This is a genomic window from Bradyrhizobium sp. 199, from assembly GCF_023073355.1.
Lineage (GTDB): Bacteria > Pseudomonadota > Alphaproteobacteria > Rhizobiales > Xanthobacteraceae > Bradyrhizobium.
In genome coordinates, this window is record NZ_JADPJI010000005.1 from 672,650 (window position 1) to 690,156 (window position 17,507).

Genomic DNA, 17,507 nt, shown 5'->3' on the forward strand with positions numbered 1-17,507 from the left:
AGCGACCGGATTGTGTGGCACGTTGGAAGCCCAGCTATTGCCCGGATTGGGAGCCGGCCGAAACACCCAATGGCAAAAACAGCGGAACAACTTCTCCGAACCGCTAACCAACTTGAAGGGAGCGGATGCCGGCGTTCCAATTCGGAACAAGCCCTGGCAGATCGAAGCACCGGCCGCAGAGATGCATCTGCTTTATTGGCGCCTGCCCCGACACACGCCTCTTACTAAAGTCTTTTCAGAATGGCTCATGGAGGCGCATTTGCAGAGCTTTCGCCAATTCCGATTTGCCCACCGATTGAACCAACTCGCTTCAAAGCACTCAGTACTCGAAGACCTTCGATTTCAAATCAAAAAAGCAGATCGGCGCGCCAAGATTGCAGTACGGTCGCCGGTGACCACCCCATCGCATTGCGAGATCTTGCCGAAGCGTCCGCTCCGCCCGCTGGGTGGACGGAAACTACTGCAGTCGATCGACCTTAACACGCCATGACGGCGATAGCATCGACACAAGTAGCGTTTGCATGTGGGAAATGCGGTCAAGGGTACAGCGCTGTACAATTCTGCTCTTTAGTGAAGAGAGCAAGCTCTTTCAACTGCCTATCCTGCGACGCCGTAGTACTCAGCTGGATGGGTGACTACGACTATGGAGATTGGAAGCCACTTGCCCGGTACCCACCCAAAATGCAGACTCTCCTGAAGGGAGTGGACCGTTAGGTCCGCCCTTGGCCCGTTGCCGACCTCCGCTTACACCGCCGCTATGTCTGCCTTCAGGAGATAAGCCGACCCCAGGTCAAGTCGGCGCGGAAGTCAGCCTGTGACCCGAAGCCGACCTCGCTGCATTGGAACGCCAGTGTCCGCCTGCGGATCTAGGTCATCCGACCATTCAAGCCGAAATGTTTCGCCCTCGCGCATTGCGGTGGTGATTGCGAATCGAATGATGCGATCCATCGGAATGAACTGGCGCGGACTATCTAAAAAGAAGCCGATCAATCGCCGAATTTCATCAGCGGTTGGCCGCCGCGTCCTTGCCCGGCTCTTTCTCGTCAGTTCTTCAAGGCGGTTCGAGCAAGCACGAACTCGTCGTGACGTATCGGGACGCCGTGGACGGACCCTGCGTAGGTCAAAATTGCCCTAATGTCAGAGAAAGTTGAATTGAACTGTCGCCGGGCCGCACCATTCTGCGCTCGCTCGCGGCCATATTTGACAAAGTTGGCACGTGTTAGCTCCGGCAGCTTCAGTCGGCGCGGGGTCGGTCGAATGCTTTCAAGAAAAAGCTGCCTGGTTCTGCCAACGGTTCTTCCAAATTCAAACATGTCCTGGAAGATAGAGGTCAATCAGCTCCTCAAGCGTGCGCTCATCCCAATCTGAAGGAGCCCTGGCCGTGAGATTGATCTCGCGTTCCAGCGCGGCTCCCCACGTTTCGGCATCCTCCTTTTTCCGAAACGTCCTCGTCGCATACCGACCCTTCTGTCGAATCTGAACGCCCCAATTTCCGGAGCCCAGCTTTGTAAGAGTCGCCATGACTGTTCCTCAACATCGTCGAGGGAGAGTCGGCGGCAATAACCGAAAACAAATCCCTTCTCAAATGAGATCAATTAGCTTGCTTTGATGCGTCGCTTCCCAACTCTCAGTCCTTGCGACTGATCGATCCAGGCAACCCAGGAACCAAAACAGCCAAGCGATAATATCGAGGTCACCTTTTGAGTGTTCTTCAGCACGTCGTAGTAGGCGTGTCGTTCTTCGTATCTGAGCGGACATGCTGGAAAAGCGCTGCGGTGAACCACCGACCGTGCGAGCGACATCTCAGAGATAGCGCGCGCGATCCGCACAGTGCCGTCCTCGAAAGGGTGAATGGTCACAAACCAAAGGTGCGCGACGGCTGCCTTGATGATCGCATCGACGTTCCCTTTGGCGTTGTGCCAGTTCAGAAACGCTGTCATTTCAGCCTTCACGCCGGTGCCGGGCCATGCCCAACTGTGATTTTCTCCATGCCCTTGCGCCCGGTGGGGAGAGCGACGCATGCCACCCGAAGAGCCGCTCGGAGGTGAGCTTGCCTTTGAAATGTTGCGTAGCATCGAGCATCATCTCGACGGCCCCTTCTATGGCACGATCAGCGGGCGGCGAACCATTCGCGTCAACCCCAAGTCGCCAGGCGTGTAGAGAGCGCACCTCATAACTGTCGCATTTCCCCTGTTCAATTTCGCTTGATCTGACTATCTCGTCGGTCAGGGTGGACAACATCGCTCCTTCCCGCTCGGGCCTTGATAGAAGGAGCATCCGGCTAGTGAGCTGAGTTTGTCGCAGGCGAATCATCCCCATTGCCGTCGCGTGCGGCCTGCGCACCTCGCTAGTCCGCTAATTGCACTGATCGACCGCTCGAGCGCGCTGCGCCTTATTACCATCATCGAGAGGAAAACGGGCGAGCAGCCTGTCGATACTTTCAATCAGTTTGGCGTCCAGTCGCTCTGCGCGGATAATTGACTGGCGCGCGTTGTCGCGCGCGACAAAGCCGAAGATAGCAACGTCCCGGGCGGCAGACACCTAAATGCGAAATGATCAGCCCCTTGCTCAAGCCTCACCACGCGAGGACGGTGAAGTTCACTTCCTTCAGGGCAATTGGGCTGCACGTCGTCTACGCTCGTTCGCTAACGCAAGCTAAGTCGGTTCCAGTCACTCCTCGGGAGTCTGGTCCGCGGCCCGCCGCCGCTGGGATCGAGTGCTCGGAGGCGACTGCAATGCAGGTACAGCCGAGGCGCGTCGCTCCGCCTCTTGGACTTTAAGCCGCAGATGTTCCAGCTCTGAGAGTTGACAAACGAGGTCGTTCAACCGTTGGACAAGAAGGATCGAGCTATAACCGTGCATCAACGCCCTCCTGAGTCTGCAGCTATCCAGACAGCAAAAGGACCCCAGCCTCAGGGCGGTGAAGCTGGGGCTATCGAGCTGCCTTGGTGAAGGCAGCCGCCCCTTGGGGAGGGCACGGGAAAACTTGGCAATCAACAAGTCGTTCCAAGCCGAACAAAATGAGCCTTAGCTCGGGCAATGGGGAAAGCTGGGCTCGACTGCATCGCCCACTTGGGAGATAAATCGGGAAAACGTGGTAATCGGCGAGCCCGTTCCAACCGCCGTGCCCCCGAAAACGTGAGCGGCCTCTGTCGTCCTTGCCGTTGGGGCTCCCATCGCCGCCGCCATTACCCCATGGCTCACTTTTTTGCTCTCCTCCGTGAGCGCGTGCGCCAGGGAGTGGGTCGATCGATAGGCAGTGTCGACCAATCGAAAGCGCGGCCGGACGACTGCAAATTAGATTGAAATTCCATATTTAATATAGTTTAATATCAAAATTAATTCGCGACGATTTTCTGGGTTTTGTGATCATGCCTCATTCTCAGTCCATCGTGCCCCATCCATATCCACGTGACGTCTATCTTGTCCTCGAGGATTATGGAGGTGGGCTCGGACGTGCCTGGAGCGAAACCTCCGAAGACGACACTGGTCGAGCGACGCTGATGCACCAAATAATGGAAGGTCAATACAAGCATCCTGCTCGGATCGTGGTCTTCAACACGGTGGAGGGATGGTCGCGTGATGTAACCGTAGAGATCGCAGATGAACTGCGCCGCTGCTTTGTCGAGTTCGATGACATTGCGCCAGCCGCGTTGGAATTCATCGAGAGAGTCGGAAGGAACTGACTGAGGTGCGCAGTCGTGCCTTGTTTTGGTTTGCGCTAATCTCACAAAATTATCCGAGACGAAGATGATGAGCGGCAGCACGAACAAACAAGCGACGACGTCTGATGTGAGATAACTGCCTTGCGCGGCATAAGACCAACCCTTTAGTGTTTGGAGTTGCCATGTCGATGGGTTGTGGTCGCGCTGTTGAATGGGACGGAAAGATTCTGACAGGGTCGGTGGTCGTAAATGGCGTGGCGACCAAAGTGACTGCGGACCGAGCGATCATCCATGCTCATGCCGCGGGATTTAGCGATGCGCTTAGTTGGGAGATCGATCGCTTTCGGACAGAAATCTTTGAAAAACTGGTGCCATTTCTCGTTCGTCAGAATAGTTGACGGACCTCGCCGCGTGTCCGGGATTTCTCCGCAGCGATGCTGATGAACTTCCGCTGCCGTGCACCTTACCTGGCTTCCGGCAAGCAGATATCGTCATAGGATTAAAAGAGGCGGCGCATCGATCGACGGTCGAACGCTGCTTTCCTGGCCATCGCGGACCGGGTCCAGAATTGGCACGTGGACGATCTCGATGCGGCAGAGCCCTGTGATGCCCTGCCGCACTTGGAGCTGGTGGTCGCGAACCTGATCGCTATGTTGCGAACGGACGACCTGCAGTCCCAAGGCCCGCTGGCGAGCCCGAGGTAGGAACGGTAGGAGACGCGGTGCAGCCTCCGCTCGATGGCGAGTAGTCAAGGTCGACGTTCATAGTCGCCAGGATGTAGCCGACGGGTGAGCGCAAGGCATTCAGTTCCTCGAACTCGACCTCCATCCGTATTCCCCACGCGGAATCGTTGCGGTGATCTCGACGTCATTGCCGGCCGACACGCGCCAGGCTGCCACCCCGAAGCACAAGGTGAGCGTCAGAGCGAGGGCAAGCAGAAGCATAGAGACGAAATGGCTCACGCGCGTGTACCCGCAAATCTGAACACAGTTGAGAGCGTGCACAGAGGCCCGATTCGGAAAATGCAGACGACCTGACGCATCGGCCGTTTTCCCATCCTTACACGGGGCCAAAAGCGCTCACGATCCCGATCGTGATCGGCACGAGCGCGACCACCACCCACAAAGCCGGCGAGGTGGAGGACAGGCCAACGACCAGTATCAAAACGCCGATACCCACGAGGGCCGCTGAGATTGCGTAGGCGACTGCCTTTTCCATCTGTCGATCCACGACAACAAGGGATCGGTCGCACAAGCAAGACTCGAGGCAAATCGAAACGTTCCTTACTTGATCTAAGTCGTTTTAAAATCATATTTAATTCTGGTTTTGCATCTTAATTTCGCCAAATTAAAAGTCGCTTCCTGCGAGTCGGGGCAGGCTATTAACCCGGAGTCCTGCATGTTCAATCGAGTAGTCGTAGCTTTAGTGCTCGCTTTTGCGACATCCATTCCTTCTGAAGCGCGCCCCTTGCGCGCCGCTTCGCCACCTGAATGCAACGTGATTATGCCATGCGACTTTTCATCTTCGCTGGTGCAGGCGCAGAGATTCGCGAGACCGGCACCGCGCCTGCAGCGAGGTGCCGTTGCTAGCCCACGGACGTCTGTGGCCAGCTCAGGGGCCTTAAGTAGTGAGATCGTCAGCGGTCGTCCGGCCGGTTGCCCTCGATCGTTCTGCGGATGTGGTGCGGCGATCCGAGTGTTTGGTCGGGTAGTACCGGAACTGAACCTCGCAGCCAATTGGCTGCGCTTTCCCCGCACCTCGCCAGCACCGGGAATGGTTGCCGCGCGACGTGGACACGTCTTCGTCCTTGAACAGCACATCGCCGGTGACATCTGGAAGGCGTACGATGCCAACTCAGGTGGGCACGCAACGCGAATTCACCCGCGCTCCCTGCGAGGGTACACCATCGTCAACCCTCATGCGGCCTAAGGCCATCGTGCAGCGTTCTCATTAGATTTTTCTCGCCACGTTCCGGAGCATCCGGTTCGCGGCTTCCGCTCAAAACAGGGCCGCAGCAGTTTTCCCTGCGGCCCTGAAGTTGCAACTTGATTCTGCGCCGGCTTGTTCTCGCAACAACGAGGTTGATAGGTCCGCCATCATAGGAAGCTTCAATGCAGGCAGGGCGTTTCATGACGATCGTTGGTGTTCACATCAGAACGATAGAATTCGACGATGCGGTGCTTCATTGAAACCCGGACACGATAACCAGCGGATATCCACGCTCTCGCTTGAGGACCTGCTCTCTTCAGTGTGCTCCACCAGGCAGTGAAGGTGTAGGCTGATCTCGGCAGAGGCCTCCCCAAGATCGCTTCAATTTCTGAAAAGGTCAGGCGGAGACTTTGACCGTTTTCCGTTCGCAGCCTTTCATGCAATGGCTGGTAAATCGACCTCGGCATGCGAGCATTATGTCGACAAAATGGGCCGGCTGCCCGGCATCGGAATACCAGTCTGGTGCATATAGAGCGCGGAGGCAAAAGGCATTATCATTTAGGTCTGCAAGACCTCGCGGAGCCTGACGCAACGATGTCTCTTCAGTGTTCCCTTAGCTCTAGGTCTCTCAGCAGCACGTGGAGAAATTCGCTGGCGTGGTCATAGCGTTTACGACCATTTAAGATCTCGCGGGTGCGCGGCTCCGGTGCTGGCGATGGTTTCCGCGCCGGGTAGATCAGCCTGGTGGGGCCACTGCTGTAGCAGCCGATCCGGAATGTCTTGAGCGGATCCAAACAGCTTCAACACACAATATTCGCCATCGTGCTTGCGATCAGCTTTCACAGAAAAAGCGAATAACCCTCGAAAGGTATTACGGGAAACGGCAGGTTTTGCCATTTAACATCCCCCAACGTAAAATCGACTCGCTTTAAGTCTAGAAATCTGACGCGTTAACAAAATAAAATCCAGTGGAATTTAATCGCTTGCCTTCGAAAAGAGGTCATCAGAACTGACGTAAATCGAAGCACCGTGCGTCACAGCTCGCGCTGTCCTGCGTCTCCGATACCCTATGCTGCTACGGGACAATCGACCTGAGCAGGCGGCCGAGTAGGATGGGCGGGCCAGGGGCTGCCCCGCAAAATCGTTACCAGACTTCGCAAGTGACTGAGACGAACCGATGTTCGCTCAACCCTCTCCCGAAGTCGCTCTCGTAATCAGACGGTCGGCCTGGCGCTGCCCGGCGAATAGCGCGCGATAGATCTGCCGATCGAGGTCAGTTCAATTTGCGTCGGCTGCGGCGACCCACCCGATCGGGGTGTCGCGACCGCAGGCCGGCACCTAGCCGCCCGATAGGCATTGTCTGGTCGCCATTTCATGGCTTGACGTAGGTCCATCCCTGCTCCTGCAACTGCATCACCCTAACGACGCCCGACCTCACCACTTGGGCTTGAGCAACGATCGGAATGTCTTTATTTTCGGCCTTCTGCATTTTCTCTTGCGTGTTTCCACAGGCTTTGAATGATACTTCCGGCGTGCTCAGAGCCATTTCCTCAATTCGCGCTTTCACCGGCGACGTGTCATCGCGGAGCATATGGAGGCCGGGGCCGAAGGTAATCACCTCAACTTTCACCCCTTCACCAACCTCCTTGTAGTATTGCGCGACGTTGAGTGCGTTGTTCAATGCAAGATTCATTGACGCCGAGTCGCTTGTGTTGACCTGAAGGATTAAGCGGTGCTCTTTCTTGGCAGCAGACGATGGCGCGATGCGCGCCAGCTCAAATTGCTTTGGCGTCGCGGCCCGCGCCGATGAATTCGCGTGCGTTCTTGCCGCGCCATGTGTTGAGGCTGCAGGCAAACTGGGCTGTGCCGGGAGCAGGCGAGTCTCCTGTGCCGCGGAGCTAGACAACCCGACCAGCAGCGAGATGATTGTCGCGATCATCGCTGTGATAATCTTCGGAAATGTGGGCATTATGTTGTTTCTCCAGGCAGGCTGAGGTTCATGATCAATTGTTGGGCTTCGCGATCGCGCGTGGCCATTTGCATGTTGCCGCCAGTTTTGCACGCACGCTCTCGATACCATCGAGAGCGAACACTGCACCGGCGCCGGTCCCCGTTCGGCGTGACACATGCACGGAAAGTTCGCTGTGGCCGGGGATCGATTGCAACAGGCGAACGACATCGCTTTCAAGCGCGACACCGCGCGCCGACGTGATTGTCGAGACCTGAAAAGGTGGATCATCATTGATGCGCAGGGAAAGGGTGTAGTCCTCGCGGCGGCCCGACAGGCCGGCTCCATCAAGCAACACTTCGGTCAGGCCGCGGCGACAGCGTATTGACAGGCTCATTGCTGCGTCGGAGCTGCCCCCTTGAGACGGTAGCGTAGCCTTGATGATCGATGAATAATCAACTGGCGAGGTGGTCTCGCTGACGATCCACGCCCCGGCTCCATTTGCGGGCCGATCAGAGACGCGAACCGGCGCCATAGGGTCTTCGGCGCCTCGGGCCCGAGCGAGGTCGTTTGCGATCGCGAGCGTCACGACGAGAGCGATCAGGGTGAGCGTCATTGTGCCGCCTGGCTCGAACGCGGCAGACGATCGAGCCAGGCCTGCGCCGCGGGAAAACGCGTCAGGCCAGGGACCGTCGCCGCCAAGTTGATCGACTTCCATTTCGGATCGAAACCGGGCTCCTGCAGCCTGCTAATCCGCGAGAACAGGCGGTCAACAAAGCGCGCCACACGATGAAAGCGATTGGATTTGATCGGCCAATTGAAGGCGACCAGCACGGTTGGAACGGCAATAGTTGTCACGCGTTCCCCCTGCCTGATCAAGTTCGGGTAATCAGCTGCGTCCAGCGAAGATGGCAGATAATAATCTTCGAACTTGCTCTCGTAGGGCACCGGCAAGAACTTGAAGCCGGCATCCCAGCGACCACGTATGAATGCATCCACCGGCTTCGATGTTATGAAAACGACGGCGGCCAGCTCACCCCTGCGCATTTGTTCCATCGCAACCTGATGGGGGATGAATGCCTTATCGACCTCGATTCCCAGCCGGCTGAAGATCAGCGGGCCCGAATAAGCTGCGGCGGTACCTTGGGTGTTGAAATTGACCTTCTTTCCGACCAGATCACTCAAGCTCTGGATTTCGGGCCTGACGAATACGTGCAGTTCAGATGGAAACAGGTTGAGCACATAGGTGATCCGTCGCTGGATGTCCGGCACTTGGCTCTTGTACTCGTCAAGGGCGTCGGAATTGATGATTGCTGCATCAATGCCCCGCAAATACAGCAGCGAATTGACGTTTTCGGTTGCGCCGCGGGTCACGATGGGCAGCACGTGGAGGTCCGTTCCGTCATCGGCCACTCGCGCCATTTCCGCGGCAAGCCGAATGGGAGCTCCTTCCAGCAGACCTCCGGCAATTCCAACAGTCCAATCGTTCATGGCCGTAATTTCCGCCCTTGCATGATCCGCACGCGCCCGCGGAGTCTGCTGGGCCATCGCTGGGCAACAGCCCATGATCAGAAGCGGAGCGGCTATCACGATGAGGAGAAACCAAGAGCGTATTCCAACCAGCTGCTTCATCGATCCGGCTCCACTAGGAACGTCTATTCTGTTTTGTCCGCTGCGCTCTTCACTTCGGCACGTAAGCTTTAAGTTCGATCTGACTAGTCGATACTGCGCACGACCATTTGTCTGCACCAATGCTGCTAACGACCAAGTGCGTCGAACCGCTCCCTTGCCTCCTTGACCCCTCCGGCTGCTGCTCTGGCGTAAAGCTCTCGCGCCTTGGACGTGTCGCCGCGCGTTCCGCTCGCGCGCCATTTTGCAAGCAGGCTCGGATCATACGTTTCGGCGAGCGCGAAACTTGCCGGTGCGCTCCCCAATTCAGCAGCACGCTCCAGGACCACTCGTGCCGCGCCAATGTCGCCTTGTCGAAGAAATCCGGTTGCGCGAGCGATCAATCGCACGAGCTCGGCGGCGTTTTCGTTCCCGAGAACCGGGGATGGCGCCTTCGGCTCAGCTGCTGTGATCACGAGCTCTCGCGCGAATTGCGCGGCCGGCGCCTGCGGCGATCCCAGCAGCAGTGTTCGGAGCGGTTCCCTTGTTGGCGAATTGCCGGCTCCGCCTTCACCCGATACCCCGGCGGGTAGCCACGGTCCGACACTCGGGCGCGCTGCGGCAAGTTCTTGCTCATCTCGGCCGGGTTGGTTGCATTCTCGCCGGAGCTGGTTTTTCAACTGTTCGGCTCGATCATCGTTTGCCGCGGCTTGCGCTTCATACGCGAACAGCTTGGAACGCGCCAACGAGAGCTCTTGCGCCAGCGCATCTGCTCTTTCGTGCTCCTCCTTTAATGTGAGCTTCAGTTTAGCCGAGGTATTCTCCGCTGTTCGCTTCGTCTGCACCGTTTCTTCGATTGCCTTCGCGATCTGCAGGGATCGGTTGTCGAGCTCGATTCGCGTCGTCGCGAGTGTCTCCTCCAGCTGTTTGGTACGATCGTGCTCTTGTCGGAGGCTTGCCTGTACCTGAGCCTCCGCTGCCTCTTTTGCGCTGATCTCTGCGGCTTGTCTGGTTACCTCTGCCGACTGGGTCTCCAGGTCGTGATGAGCGGCTGTCAAATTCTGCTCCAGCCGGTTTGCCCGATCTTTCTCCCGCTCGACAGCTTCTTGCAGCTCTCTCGGATCACTCTGTGCCCGGCGTTCGGGTTCGCGACCCTCAGTGCCGATTTCGCGGCTTAGCCGTGCCTGCACTTCGAAGTCGTTGCGCGCCTTAACAAGTTCCCGTTCCAGACGCTCCGTGTGCAAGCGCTCCTGCCGGAGCGATTTCTGCAGCTTATCGGTTTCATTCTCGGTGGCCTCCGCAATGCTGGTCCATTGCTCGCGTGCATGCTGCAACAGCCCCAGCACGGTATCCTGCTCCCGTCGGCATGTTCGAAGGTCAGCAGCAAGGGCCTGTATCCTCTCCTGTTCTGCGGCGAGCGCTTGCCGTGATCGCTCGGTATTGCTGGTTGAGGCTTGTGCGAGCTTCAGGAGTGTCGTGTCGGCAGATTGTTTCGGCTGCGCCGCGCGCCACCCTCCCGAGCCGGTCGCGCCGCGCAAGTGCGTCGCAATGACAGGGGCGTCGATTGCCGGCCGGTTTGGCTGCTGCGCGAGAACGGGTATCGTCAATACCGATATTACCGTCAGGACAGTCGGTGCAACCCACGCCGACCTTGTTGCGCAGGTGCGCGCACAGCTACGAGCGCAATCCGAAGCAATCCACACGTCTGCGCGGCGAACGGGCGATCCAAGGCCCGACCCTGCCTGCATCGACGCTTGTGCCCACATCCGCGACATTAATTGCTTCAATCTGTTAACTGCAGCTTTTGCATGGGCAAAATAAACCCAGATTATATTTTATTCAATGGCTTGTATCGTTAATTAAAGTTCGATGATTCGGTTGGTCGATTTTGCTTGAGAAGGAGATGGTCCAATGCGCTACCGAAGCCCTTGCCTCATCGTGCGGTCATCACGAGTGTATCTGTGCTAGCCTTGGCTCAAGGAGGCGGCGCAGTGGCGGGCTCCGCGGGTGCCGGCACTGGCACTGGGACAGGCACGGGCAGCGCCAATACTGGCGGGTCAGCTCCGTCCGGCATGGGTACAAATGCGAGCAGCGCCAACCTTGGTCCATCGGCGCCTCCGGGAATGGGGACACAAGACGTTGGTACCGGTGCAAACCTGAACCGCACCACCCAAACCAACAGTCCGGACGTTCAACCCGCCACGTCGAAGTCGCGGGCGGCGGCGCACGCCAAAAGAAATGCGGGCGCTGGCCACGCTCAAAATGGTTTGCCGGTTGGAGCTAGTGGCACCGGCACGAGCAACGAGGAGCAGATGATCGTTGGACCGTCACCTGACCGAAAAACGCCGGCAGCGAAGGTCGACGGAAATATCGCTGGAATATCTGGTAGGGGCTCCAGCCTTTCGGACCAGGTCAGCCGGCCGCGCGCCGCACGAGCTCGGGAGAAAGTGCTGCACGCCAAAGCGCAAACCCAACGGCGAACGACAGTTTCGCCTAAGCGCATTCCCGACCTAACAAACGGAACTCAGGAGTCCGAGCGGCCGAGCCGGGCGGCGAGCGCGCTACGGCATCAACCTGCTCAGATCTGTGTGGCGCCGGACCGCTCACTTGAAATTTGCGTGGTTTCCAATTGATCTCGACTGGAGAGCGCCGGCTGGCTTTTCTGTATGAGACTCCTTGAAGAGGACTGACGGCCGGCACAGTCCAGCGAGGTCTAGAGTTAGGCGAGAGCATTCAGGCGGTGATGCGCGCGCTTGATTTCGCGATATTCGGATCATCTCCGATCGGTGGGAGCGAGGAGCTCGCCGTGCATTGTTCGAAATGCTCGCGAAGCATGTCATCGGCCAAGTGCTCCCAGAACTCGGCTTCGGCGAGGAGCTTCCAGCTTCGATCAGGACGATGCGCGGAAGTCTGTCGGCACAGCGACGCCATTGCGCGCAAGCGGCGTATATTCTCCATCCACTCCTCCCACTAGTTCTCCCCCACCTTATTTTCTGTTTTGCGTCCGATTGATTACGATTATATCGGATAACTAAATTCACGTTCAGCGGCGCTAGTCCCGATCCGATTTGGACACGAGCGATTTTCGCTTCGCTTTCAATTCGTCTTTCAGATGAAGTGCTGCTTTATAAAACTAAATAGCCAGATAAAAAGTCAGGGCTTAAGGGACGCAATGGCGGATCCAAGTGCAGCCTCTTTCAGCCGCAGGCCTCTCGTATCGGCCGGCCTTGAACTTCTGCACGCTCCATTGGGGAGCGATCCAACGGCTTGGAGCTGTGCCAAAGGGTAATCGGGGGCTTCAAAGTCGGTCCGCGAAGGCGATCGTCTTCGAACTCGCTGAATTACGCGCGCCGTTCGCCATCATTGAATCCGCTTGCGGCAACTCGTCGCAAACCGGGGCCTACGCATCCGCGACGCCGACCTTAGTCTCGCCCTTTCTCCGAGGCTTCGCGCTTCCGCCCTTCGCACTTGCTCCCGAAGCCTCTGCAACTGAACAAGCAGGCTAACGAGCTCCATCGCCGTTTGTCGCAGAGCAGCCAAGCGGCCGCAAACCCCGCTACTCACTACAATACCCCCAAACAGGCCCTTGCAGGATCAGCGATCGGAAGCTTTGTTTGCGCCGACCCGCCGGTGTGACGCTTAACGTACGGTTCATATGGGCGTCAGTTCGCTTTACGACGATAGGCCAAAATATTTCGCAACCCTGCCGGCATCTGATCCTTACCAAGTCCAGTTCCGAGCCGGTGCGGCGGCAATGCCGCTCCAGGTCAACTCCGCACGCGTGGCGCAAAATGAGGCGATCCGCTCGAATCCGTGTAGCTAGTCAGTCGGCTCCGCGTCTGTTCCCGAAGCGCGCCACGCATCAGCACAGCGGCGCATCACCGAATATCTCACTGGGCCGCACGGCTGGCTCCTCGACCCAGGCCTCGCGAGCGAACCAGTTGTGATTGGCGCGACAGACCGGGCAACGAGTATTGCCATAAAACACAACGCTCCGCAGGAAAGCCTCACGATCCGACCTAATACCAGTAGGAATCGCGCGACCGGTTTGCGGACACTTGACCATGATCATTCCCATGCGAGCCTCCCTAGGAAATTATTATTCGTTGTCGAACGAAAGAGAACCGGCCGGCTGGAGTGCGTCGTCATCTCAGTGTGGGTTACTTGGGGGGCATCGCACACTGGGAGTGCTTGTTCGAGCAGGGCGGGTTGCTCGTGACGACGTTTTTCCAACCGGCCGGATCGCTGCTTGAGCGATTCCTTGGACGCCGCCGCTCTTTGGCTCGGCAGCGCGGGCGTTGATTATTCGTCTCTCGAAAGCTCCTGGGGCGCCACTGAAAATGGGCCAATCTGAGCGGGTGGGAGTTTTGCGCGTGCTATGCCGCTCGCGACGAAGACGATCATGTCGCCCGTGATGGGCAAATTGGCTAATTCGATCACTGGTTCACTCCACTCTCGTCAGCGAAATATTCGTCGTTGGAGTTAATCCTGCAAATTAAGCCTTGCGCTGTCGGTCTGGTTTGCGACTCTCGTCGAGTTTTATCTGTCTTGCGCGCAGGAGGCCAAGGTCATCGCGGCGATTTTCGCGACGTTGTTCTCGGTCGCTGTTATTTCTACGCAGGACCCGCTCTTGGTATTTGAATGGTTGCATCCGGTTCAAACATGAAATAAATATTGATTATATTGAGATCATATAAATATCGTTGTTAATCGTTGTCAATGGCGTAAGCTGTTTTCGTCATTTTTTTGGTCGGAGGAGACGATGCAGCAATCAGTCCAGAAGAAGCGCAACTCCACCTCGGCTGCGAAGCAGTTGGCTCAAATGCGCGAGAAACTAGCGAGCATCAGCGAGAGGGAGCGCGTTCTACGAGAGCGGAGCGCTGCTCGCGAACTTTACCGCTATCTGCTGGACTCTCACCGGTTGACCGCGCCGGCGACCTTTCTCGGAGGACAAGTGTTGAATATTTCTCCATCTGGGGTGAACGAGGGTGGTCAGCTGGCGGCGTGACCCGGGGCCGTATGGTCATTCGAAACGAATCTCAGTCAGGCGATGTGCATCCGCACTGAAGGTGGATTTGCACCGCTGCAGCACGGCAATAAAGCCGAATTTCCTCGGCAACTGCAGCTCGCTTGAGCGCGCCGCGGACAGGACATTGCAGGATGTTGTCGCCACCGCGTCGACACGGCGGCGAGACAGATATCGTTAATATCGGGCATAGCCATGCTGGAAAAAACATTGGCAGAGATGGTGTTGAGACCCGCCGCGGGTGCAGTCTTCGCGCTGGTGGACGGTCGATCAGTGCTTTTCAGCGAGACAAGGCAGAAGCTCTATGAGTTGGACCAGCTAGGGGCATTCATTTGGTGCAAGTTGGCAGAAGGCGCTTCTTTGGAAGACGTCCATCAGGAACTCGGGCAGCTAGGCATTGGCGAGCGCGCAGCGCTCGAGTTCACATGGCAGGCGATGAACGTCTGGATCGATCGAGGGGTGCTCGATCTCGGCTGGCGAATGTCGGCCGATTGTGCCTTCTCAACGGTTCTTGGTCAGCGCAGGATCAGCGTCCGGGCTGCAAATCGGGAGCTCTCGCAACAGTTGATTTCGCTATTTTGTGTTACGGACGACAGCGGCGAGGAGGAGGAGGATATTGCGATCGAGACAATGATGCTCGGCGACCGAGTATTCTTCCGCGGGAATGACGCGAGCATCCAAAGATGTGAAGCCGCAGCTCTGGCCCCTACAATCAAAGCTCACATCACCGAGCGACTTATCCGAAGCAATAAGTGGGCTTTCGCGCTCCACGCCGCTTCTCTTGCAAAGTGCGGCATGGGCTTGCTGCTGTGCGGCCAACCGGGAGCCGGCAAGTCGACTCTTGCACTAGAACTGGTAGACGCTGGATTTCAGTATGCCGGCGATGACGTTGCGCTGATTGGGGCTGACGGAACGATCTGCGGCATCCCATTTGCCCTCACCCTCAAGCAGGGATCGTGGCGGTTGCTATCCCGACTGTATGGCGATGGGAACGACGTGACGCACCGCCGGTCCGATGGCGCCGAAGTGCGGTATTTGCCGATTCCGGATGCGCACAATGGGAGCCTCTCTGCCAACTGGATTATCTTTCTGAACCGGGTTGCAAGCGGCCCCGTCGAGCTGACCCCCCTGGATCAGCTTGATTCGATCAAGCGGCTCATTGAGGGCGCTTTTGCCGCAGACGGGAAGCTGTCGCAGTCCGCCTTTTTCGCTTTGAAGCGGATTGTTGCACGCGCACGATCGTTCCAACTTATCTATTCGGAATCGGCCCAGGCTCGACAGCTGCTGATGGACTTGTGCAATGACAAGGCATAGTGCGGCACTGACAAGCCTATGCAACTGCTTGCGAGGCATGCCGCCCGTCGAGGTGGAGTGGACCTCCGTCATCGGGCTCGCAAACCAGACGTTGACGACGCCTGCGCTCATTGACTTCGTCGATCAATTTGCATCGGTGTTGCCGGAGGACGTGTGCACCTATATCCGCCAGATCCATCGTCGAAACGTGCTGCGCAACGACCGGTTGGCCAATCAATTGGAAGAGGCTGTCATTGCGATAAACGGCCAGGGGGTTACGCCGGTGTTGCTCAAAGGTGCGGCAACGCTAGCCACAGCACCTGTCGAGCGGCGAGGAGTTCGGCTGATGTCCGATCTGGACATCATGGTCGTGCCGGACGAAGCTGAAAGGGCAGTCGCCGCTCTGGCCGCAATTGGCTATGAAATTCATGATCAAGCGCGCCCCGAAAGCCGGAGATGGTATGTCGAGCTAGGTCGACCGCGGGATGTCGGAACCATCGATCTGCAACGGGCCGCTCCAGGCCCCGCGTACCTCTATGCTGGCCCCGGACATGCCCTGAACCATTGCGTCCCCTCGCTGCTGGGGCGGGGACGCGTGTACGTCCCGACGCCCACTTATCGAGCGCTGATGTTGATCATCCACGATCAGTTTCAAGACTACGGCTACTGGCTTGGCCAACTCGATCTGCGGCATCTGGTTGAGTTGCGCGACTTGAGTGATTCCGAAGGGCTGGACTGGCAGGACCTTGCCTCTCATGTCTCCGGCGAACTGATGAAAAACGCGGTCGAAACCCAACTGCTCGCCCTTGCTGCGCTGCTTGGGGTCGATATCCCGCGCTCAATGCGCACCCGGCTGATTCCTCGTCTGCAGTTCATGCGACAATTAATGCAAGCGCGCTTTCCGGCCACACGTGTGCCGTTCCTCGCAATGACGGTCCTGGATCTCAGAAGCTACCGGCGGGCGACCTCTGGTTGCACGCAAACCGGTCGGCCTGGATTGTGGTCCGTCCCAAGAACGGACACCTTACAGTTCCTGTTGAGGGCCGCCACCGCCGTTCGTGTCGGAAAGGTGTAAAGCCAGCAACGCTCGCACGCCTTCAAGGCCAAACAGTTCTAGCAAGCGACATGTCTGCAGTTGCGCGGAGTCACTGCCCTTGTCCACCGGCATTCCGATCGGACGACTCGTCGTTCTCGCGAATCCTGAACTCTTCGAGCGTGTGCCCCGATTGGAGCGCGGCAACTAGCCAACGAGGCTGTTTGCCACGCCCCGACCAAGTCTCCGTCGGGCGGAGTGGATTGAAGTATTTTGGTACGACTTTCGGGTATTTGCGGCGCGGCGGCTCGCTCGTTCCGGCGTTGGCGAGCCGGCGTTCAGTTTCACCGAATTGATCCGGCTGGTTGAGTTGCGCAAGACGCTTTTCGAGTTCTCGCTTCTCGACTGTGATCTTTTCGGCAAGCATCTTGGTCAGCTCTTCGTGAAGGAGCCAGAGTTCCTCAAAGTCCATGGCTTCGAGATCTTGCCGACGCATAGCATTCTCGTCACCGTTTGACTGACGTCTGATACATCTGTCATCCTCAGCTTACGAGCACATCATTGCCCGAACGCCCAAATCAACGATGGACCAAAGCCAGTGCTTCAAATCGACGCTAGAATAAATAAATAGTATATTATTTAATAACTATTACTAGGGTTATTTTATTAAATGGGGGGTAGGCAGATCAACGACTTGCTGCAAAGCAAGAAAGGGGAGTCTCTCAATCGAGTTCCTCTCGGCGGCACGGTCGGAGCATCCTTCCCAGCTGGCCCCTCGGACATTCGGGACCTGAAGCTCAAATCGAGTTCAGGCGGCTAGCGCTGAGGGACATTGAGTTCGTTGGCGCTCGTGCATACCCGAAGGCTGCAATATCGAGATTGCCCAAAACAAAGGACAGCCTACGCCAACCATATTCATCGAGAATATTGCGTCGCGGATGACGCGTAAAGCGCTTGATGTGATCCCATCATATCAGTTCGCTTGAATGGTTCCAGGCTGCCCGC

The 17,507-nt window shown here is 57.3% G+C and carries 16 protein-coding genes; 5 read left to right on the top strand and 11 right to left on the bottom strand.

Annotation, left to right across the window (positions count from 1 at the left end; translation table 11 throughout):
- Window positions 1–22 precede the first annotated feature (22 nt).
- Window positions 23–490: a hypothetical protein gene (locus IVB28_RS11595; RefSeq protein WP_247526317.1), complete on the top strand. Its 468-nt coding sequence runs from the start codon at window positions 23–25 to the stop codon at window positions 488–490.
- 1,105 nt (window positions 491–1,595) lie between these two features.
- Here the strand turns inward: IVB28_RS11595 and IVB28_RS11600 are convergent.
- From IVB28_RS11600 to IVB28_RS11610, 3 genes are all read right to left on the bottom strand, one after another.
- A complete protein-coding gene (locus tag IVB28_RS11600) occupies window positions 1,596–2,021 on the bottom strand; it encodes a Fic family protein (RefSeq protein ID WP_247526319.1) in 426 nt (141 codons plus the stop codon).
- Window positions 1,942–2,319, bottom strand: a complete 378-nt coding sequence (locus tag IVB28_RS11605) for a DUF4172 domain-containing protein (RefSeq protein ID WP_346730727.1) — start codon at window positions 2,317–2,319, stop codon at window positions 1,942–1,944. Before IVB28_RS11605 ends, IVB28_RS11600 begins: the two co-directional genes overlap by 80 nt.
- Window positions 2,320–3,338: 1,019 nt before the next feature.
- The gene (locus IVB28_RS11610; protein WP_247526321.1) at window positions 3,339–3,767 is read right to left on the bottom strand and encodes a hypothetical protein; all 429 of its coding nucleotides are present in this window, start codon (window positions 3,765–3,767) and stop codon (window positions 3,339–3,341) included.
- 80 nt (window positions 3,768–3,847) lie between these two features.
- On the opposite strand from IVB28_RS11610, the gene IVB28_RS11615 reads away from it, so the two are divergent.
- A complete protein-coding gene (locus tag IVB28_RS11615; protein ID WP_247526322.1) occupies window positions 3,848–4,063 on the top strand; it encodes a hypothetical protein in 216 nt (71 codons plus the stop codon).
- A 661-nt stretch (window positions 4,064–4,724) separates the two neighbouring features.
- On the opposite strand, the gene IVB28_RS11620 is transcribed toward IVB28_RS11615, so the two are convergent.
- The 7 genes from IVB28_RS11620 to IVB28_RS11655 form a co-directional block, all read right to left on the bottom strand.
- Window positions 4,725–4,883 carry a hypothetical protein gene (locus IVB28_RS11620; RefSeq protein WP_247526323.1) on the bottom strand — a complete coding sequence of 53 codons (159 nt, stop codon included), beginning with the start codon at window positions 4,881–4,883 and terminating at the stop codon, window positions 4,725–4,727.
- Between the two features lie 1,380 nt (window positions 4,884–6,263).
- Window positions 6,264–6,491, bottom strand: a complete 228-nt coding sequence (locus IVB28_RS11630) for a hypothetical protein (RefSeq protein ID WP_247526325.1) — start codon at window positions 6,489–6,491, stop codon at window positions 6,264–6,266.
- A 475-nt stretch (window positions 6,492–6,966) separates the two neighbouring features.
- A complete protein-coding gene (locus tag IVB28_RS11635; protein ID WP_247526326.1) occupies window positions 6,967–7,563 on the bottom strand; it encodes a DsrE family protein in 597 nt (198 codons plus the stop codon).
- 34 nt (window positions 7,564–7,597) lie between these two features.
- Entirely contained in the window at window positions 7,598–8,158 is a 561-nt protein-coding gene (locus IVB28_RS11640; RefSeq protein ID WP_247526327.1) for a hypothetical protein, read from the bottom strand.
- A complete protein-coding gene (locus IVB28_RS11645) occupies window positions 8,155–9,174 on the bottom strand; it encodes a TAXI family TRAP transporter solute-binding subunit (protein ID WP_247526328.1) in 1,020 nt (339 codons plus the stop codon). The genes IVB28_RS11640 and IVB28_RS11645 overlap by 4 nt, the downstream gene beginning before the upstream one ends.
- Window positions 9,175–9,299: 125 nt before the next feature.
- Complete coding sequence (locus IVB28_RS11650) at window positions 9,300–10,757, bottom strand: hypothetical protein (RefSeq protein ID WP_247526329.1); 1,458 nt, start codon at window positions 10,755–10,757, stop codon at window positions 9,300–9,302.
- Window positions 10,758–13,012: 2,255 nt separating this feature from the next.
- On the bottom strand, window positions 13,013–13,228 hold the full coding sequence (locus IVB28_RS11655) for a hypothetical protein (protein WP_247526330.1): 216 nt from the start codon (window positions 13,226–13,228) through the stop codon (window positions 13,013–13,015).
- 684 nt (window positions 13,229–13,912) lie between these two features.
- On the opposite strand from IVB28_RS11655, the gene IVB28_RS11660 reads away from it, so the two are divergent.
- The 3 genes from IVB28_RS11660 (at window position 13,913) to IVB28_RS11670 (ending at window position 16,544) form a co-directional block, all read left to right on the top strand.
- The gene (locus IVB28_RS11660) at window positions 13,913–14,158 is read left to right on the top strand and encodes a hypothetical protein (protein ID WP_247526332.1); all 246 of its coding nucleotides are present in this window, start codon (window positions 13,913–13,915) and stop codon (window positions 14,156–14,158) included.
- Between the two features lie 213 nt (window positions 14,159–14,371).
- Complete coding sequence (locus IVB28_RS11665; RefSeq protein ID WP_247526334.1) at window positions 14,372–15,490, top strand: serine/threonine protein kinase; 1,119 nt, start codon at window positions 14,372–14,374, stop codon at window positions 15,488–15,490.
- Between the two features lie 37 nt (window positions 15,491–15,527).
- Window positions 15,528–16,544, top strand: a complete 1,017-nt coding sequence (locus tag IVB28_RS11670; protein WP_247526335.1) for a nucleotidyltransferase family protein — start codon at window positions 15,528–15,530, stop codon at window positions 16,542–16,544.
- 70 nt (window positions 16,545–16,614) lie between these two features.
- Here IVB28_RS11670 and IVB28_RS11675 read toward each other — a convergent pair whose 3' ends face one another.
- Window positions 16,615–16,998: an H-NS histone family protein gene (locus tag IVB28_RS11675; protein WP_247526337.1), complete on the bottom strand. Its 384-nt coding sequence runs from the start codon at window positions 16,996–16,998 to the stop codon at window positions 16,615–16,617.
- Window positions 16,999–17,507 lie beyond the last annotated feature (509 nt).

Excerpts from the sequence above, each read along its gene's own strand:
- IVB28_RS11600 (WP_247526319.1), bottom strand. The coding sequence starts at position 2,021 with ATGCGTCGCTCTCCCCACCGGGCGCAAGGGCATGGAGAAAATCACAGT.
- IVB28_RS11605 (WP_346730727.1), bottom strand. The coding sequence starts at position 2,319 with ATGGGGATGATTCGCCTGCGACAAACTCAGCTCACTAGCCGGATGCTC.
- IVB28_RS11615 (WP_247526322.1), top strand. The coding sequence starts at position 3,848 with ATGTCGATGGGTTGTGGTCGCGCTGTTGAATGGGACGGAAAGATTCTG.
- IVB28_RS11620 (WP_247526323.1), bottom strand. The coding sequence starts at position 4,883 with ATGGAAAAGGCAGTCGCCTACGCAATCTCAGCGGCCCTCGTGGGTATC.
- IVB28_RS11630 (WP_247526325.1), bottom strand. The coding sequence starts at position 6,491 with ATGGCAAAACCTGCCGTTTCCCGTAATACCTTTCGAGGGTTATTCGCT.
- IVB28_RS11635 (WP_247526326.1), bottom strand. The coding sequence starts at position 7,563 with ATGCCCACATTTCCGAAGATTATCACAGCGATGATCGCGACAATCATC.
- IVB28_RS11640 (WP_247526327.1), bottom strand. The coding sequence starts at position 8,158 with ATGACGCTCACCCTGATCGCTCTCGTCGTGACGCTCGCGATCGCAAAC.
- IVB28_RS11645 (WP_247526328.1), bottom strand. The coding sequence starts at position 9,174 with ATGAAGCAGCTGGTTGGAATACGCTCTTGGTTTCTCCTCATCGTGATA.
- IVB28_RS11655 (WP_247526330.1), bottom strand. The coding sequence starts at position 13,228 with ATGGGAATGATCATGGTCAAGTGTCCGCAAACCGGTCGCGCGATTCCT.
- IVB28_RS11660 (WP_247526332.1), top strand. The coding sequence starts at position 13,913 with ATGCAGCAATCAGTCCAGAAGAAGCGCAACTCCACCTCGGCTGCGAAG.
- IVB28_RS11665 (WP_247526334.1), top strand. The coding sequence starts at position 14,372 with ATGCTGGAAAAAACATTGGCAGAGATGGTGTTGAGACCCGCCGCGGGT.
- IVB28_RS11670 (WP_247526335.1), top strand. The coding sequence starts at position 15,528 with ATGCCGCCCGTCGAGGTGGAGTGGACCTCCGTCATCGGGCTCGCAAAC.
- IVB28_RS11675 (WP_247526337.1), bottom strand. The coding sequence starts at position 16,998 with ATGCGTCGGCAAGATCTCGAAGCCATGGACTTTGAGGAACTCTGGCTC.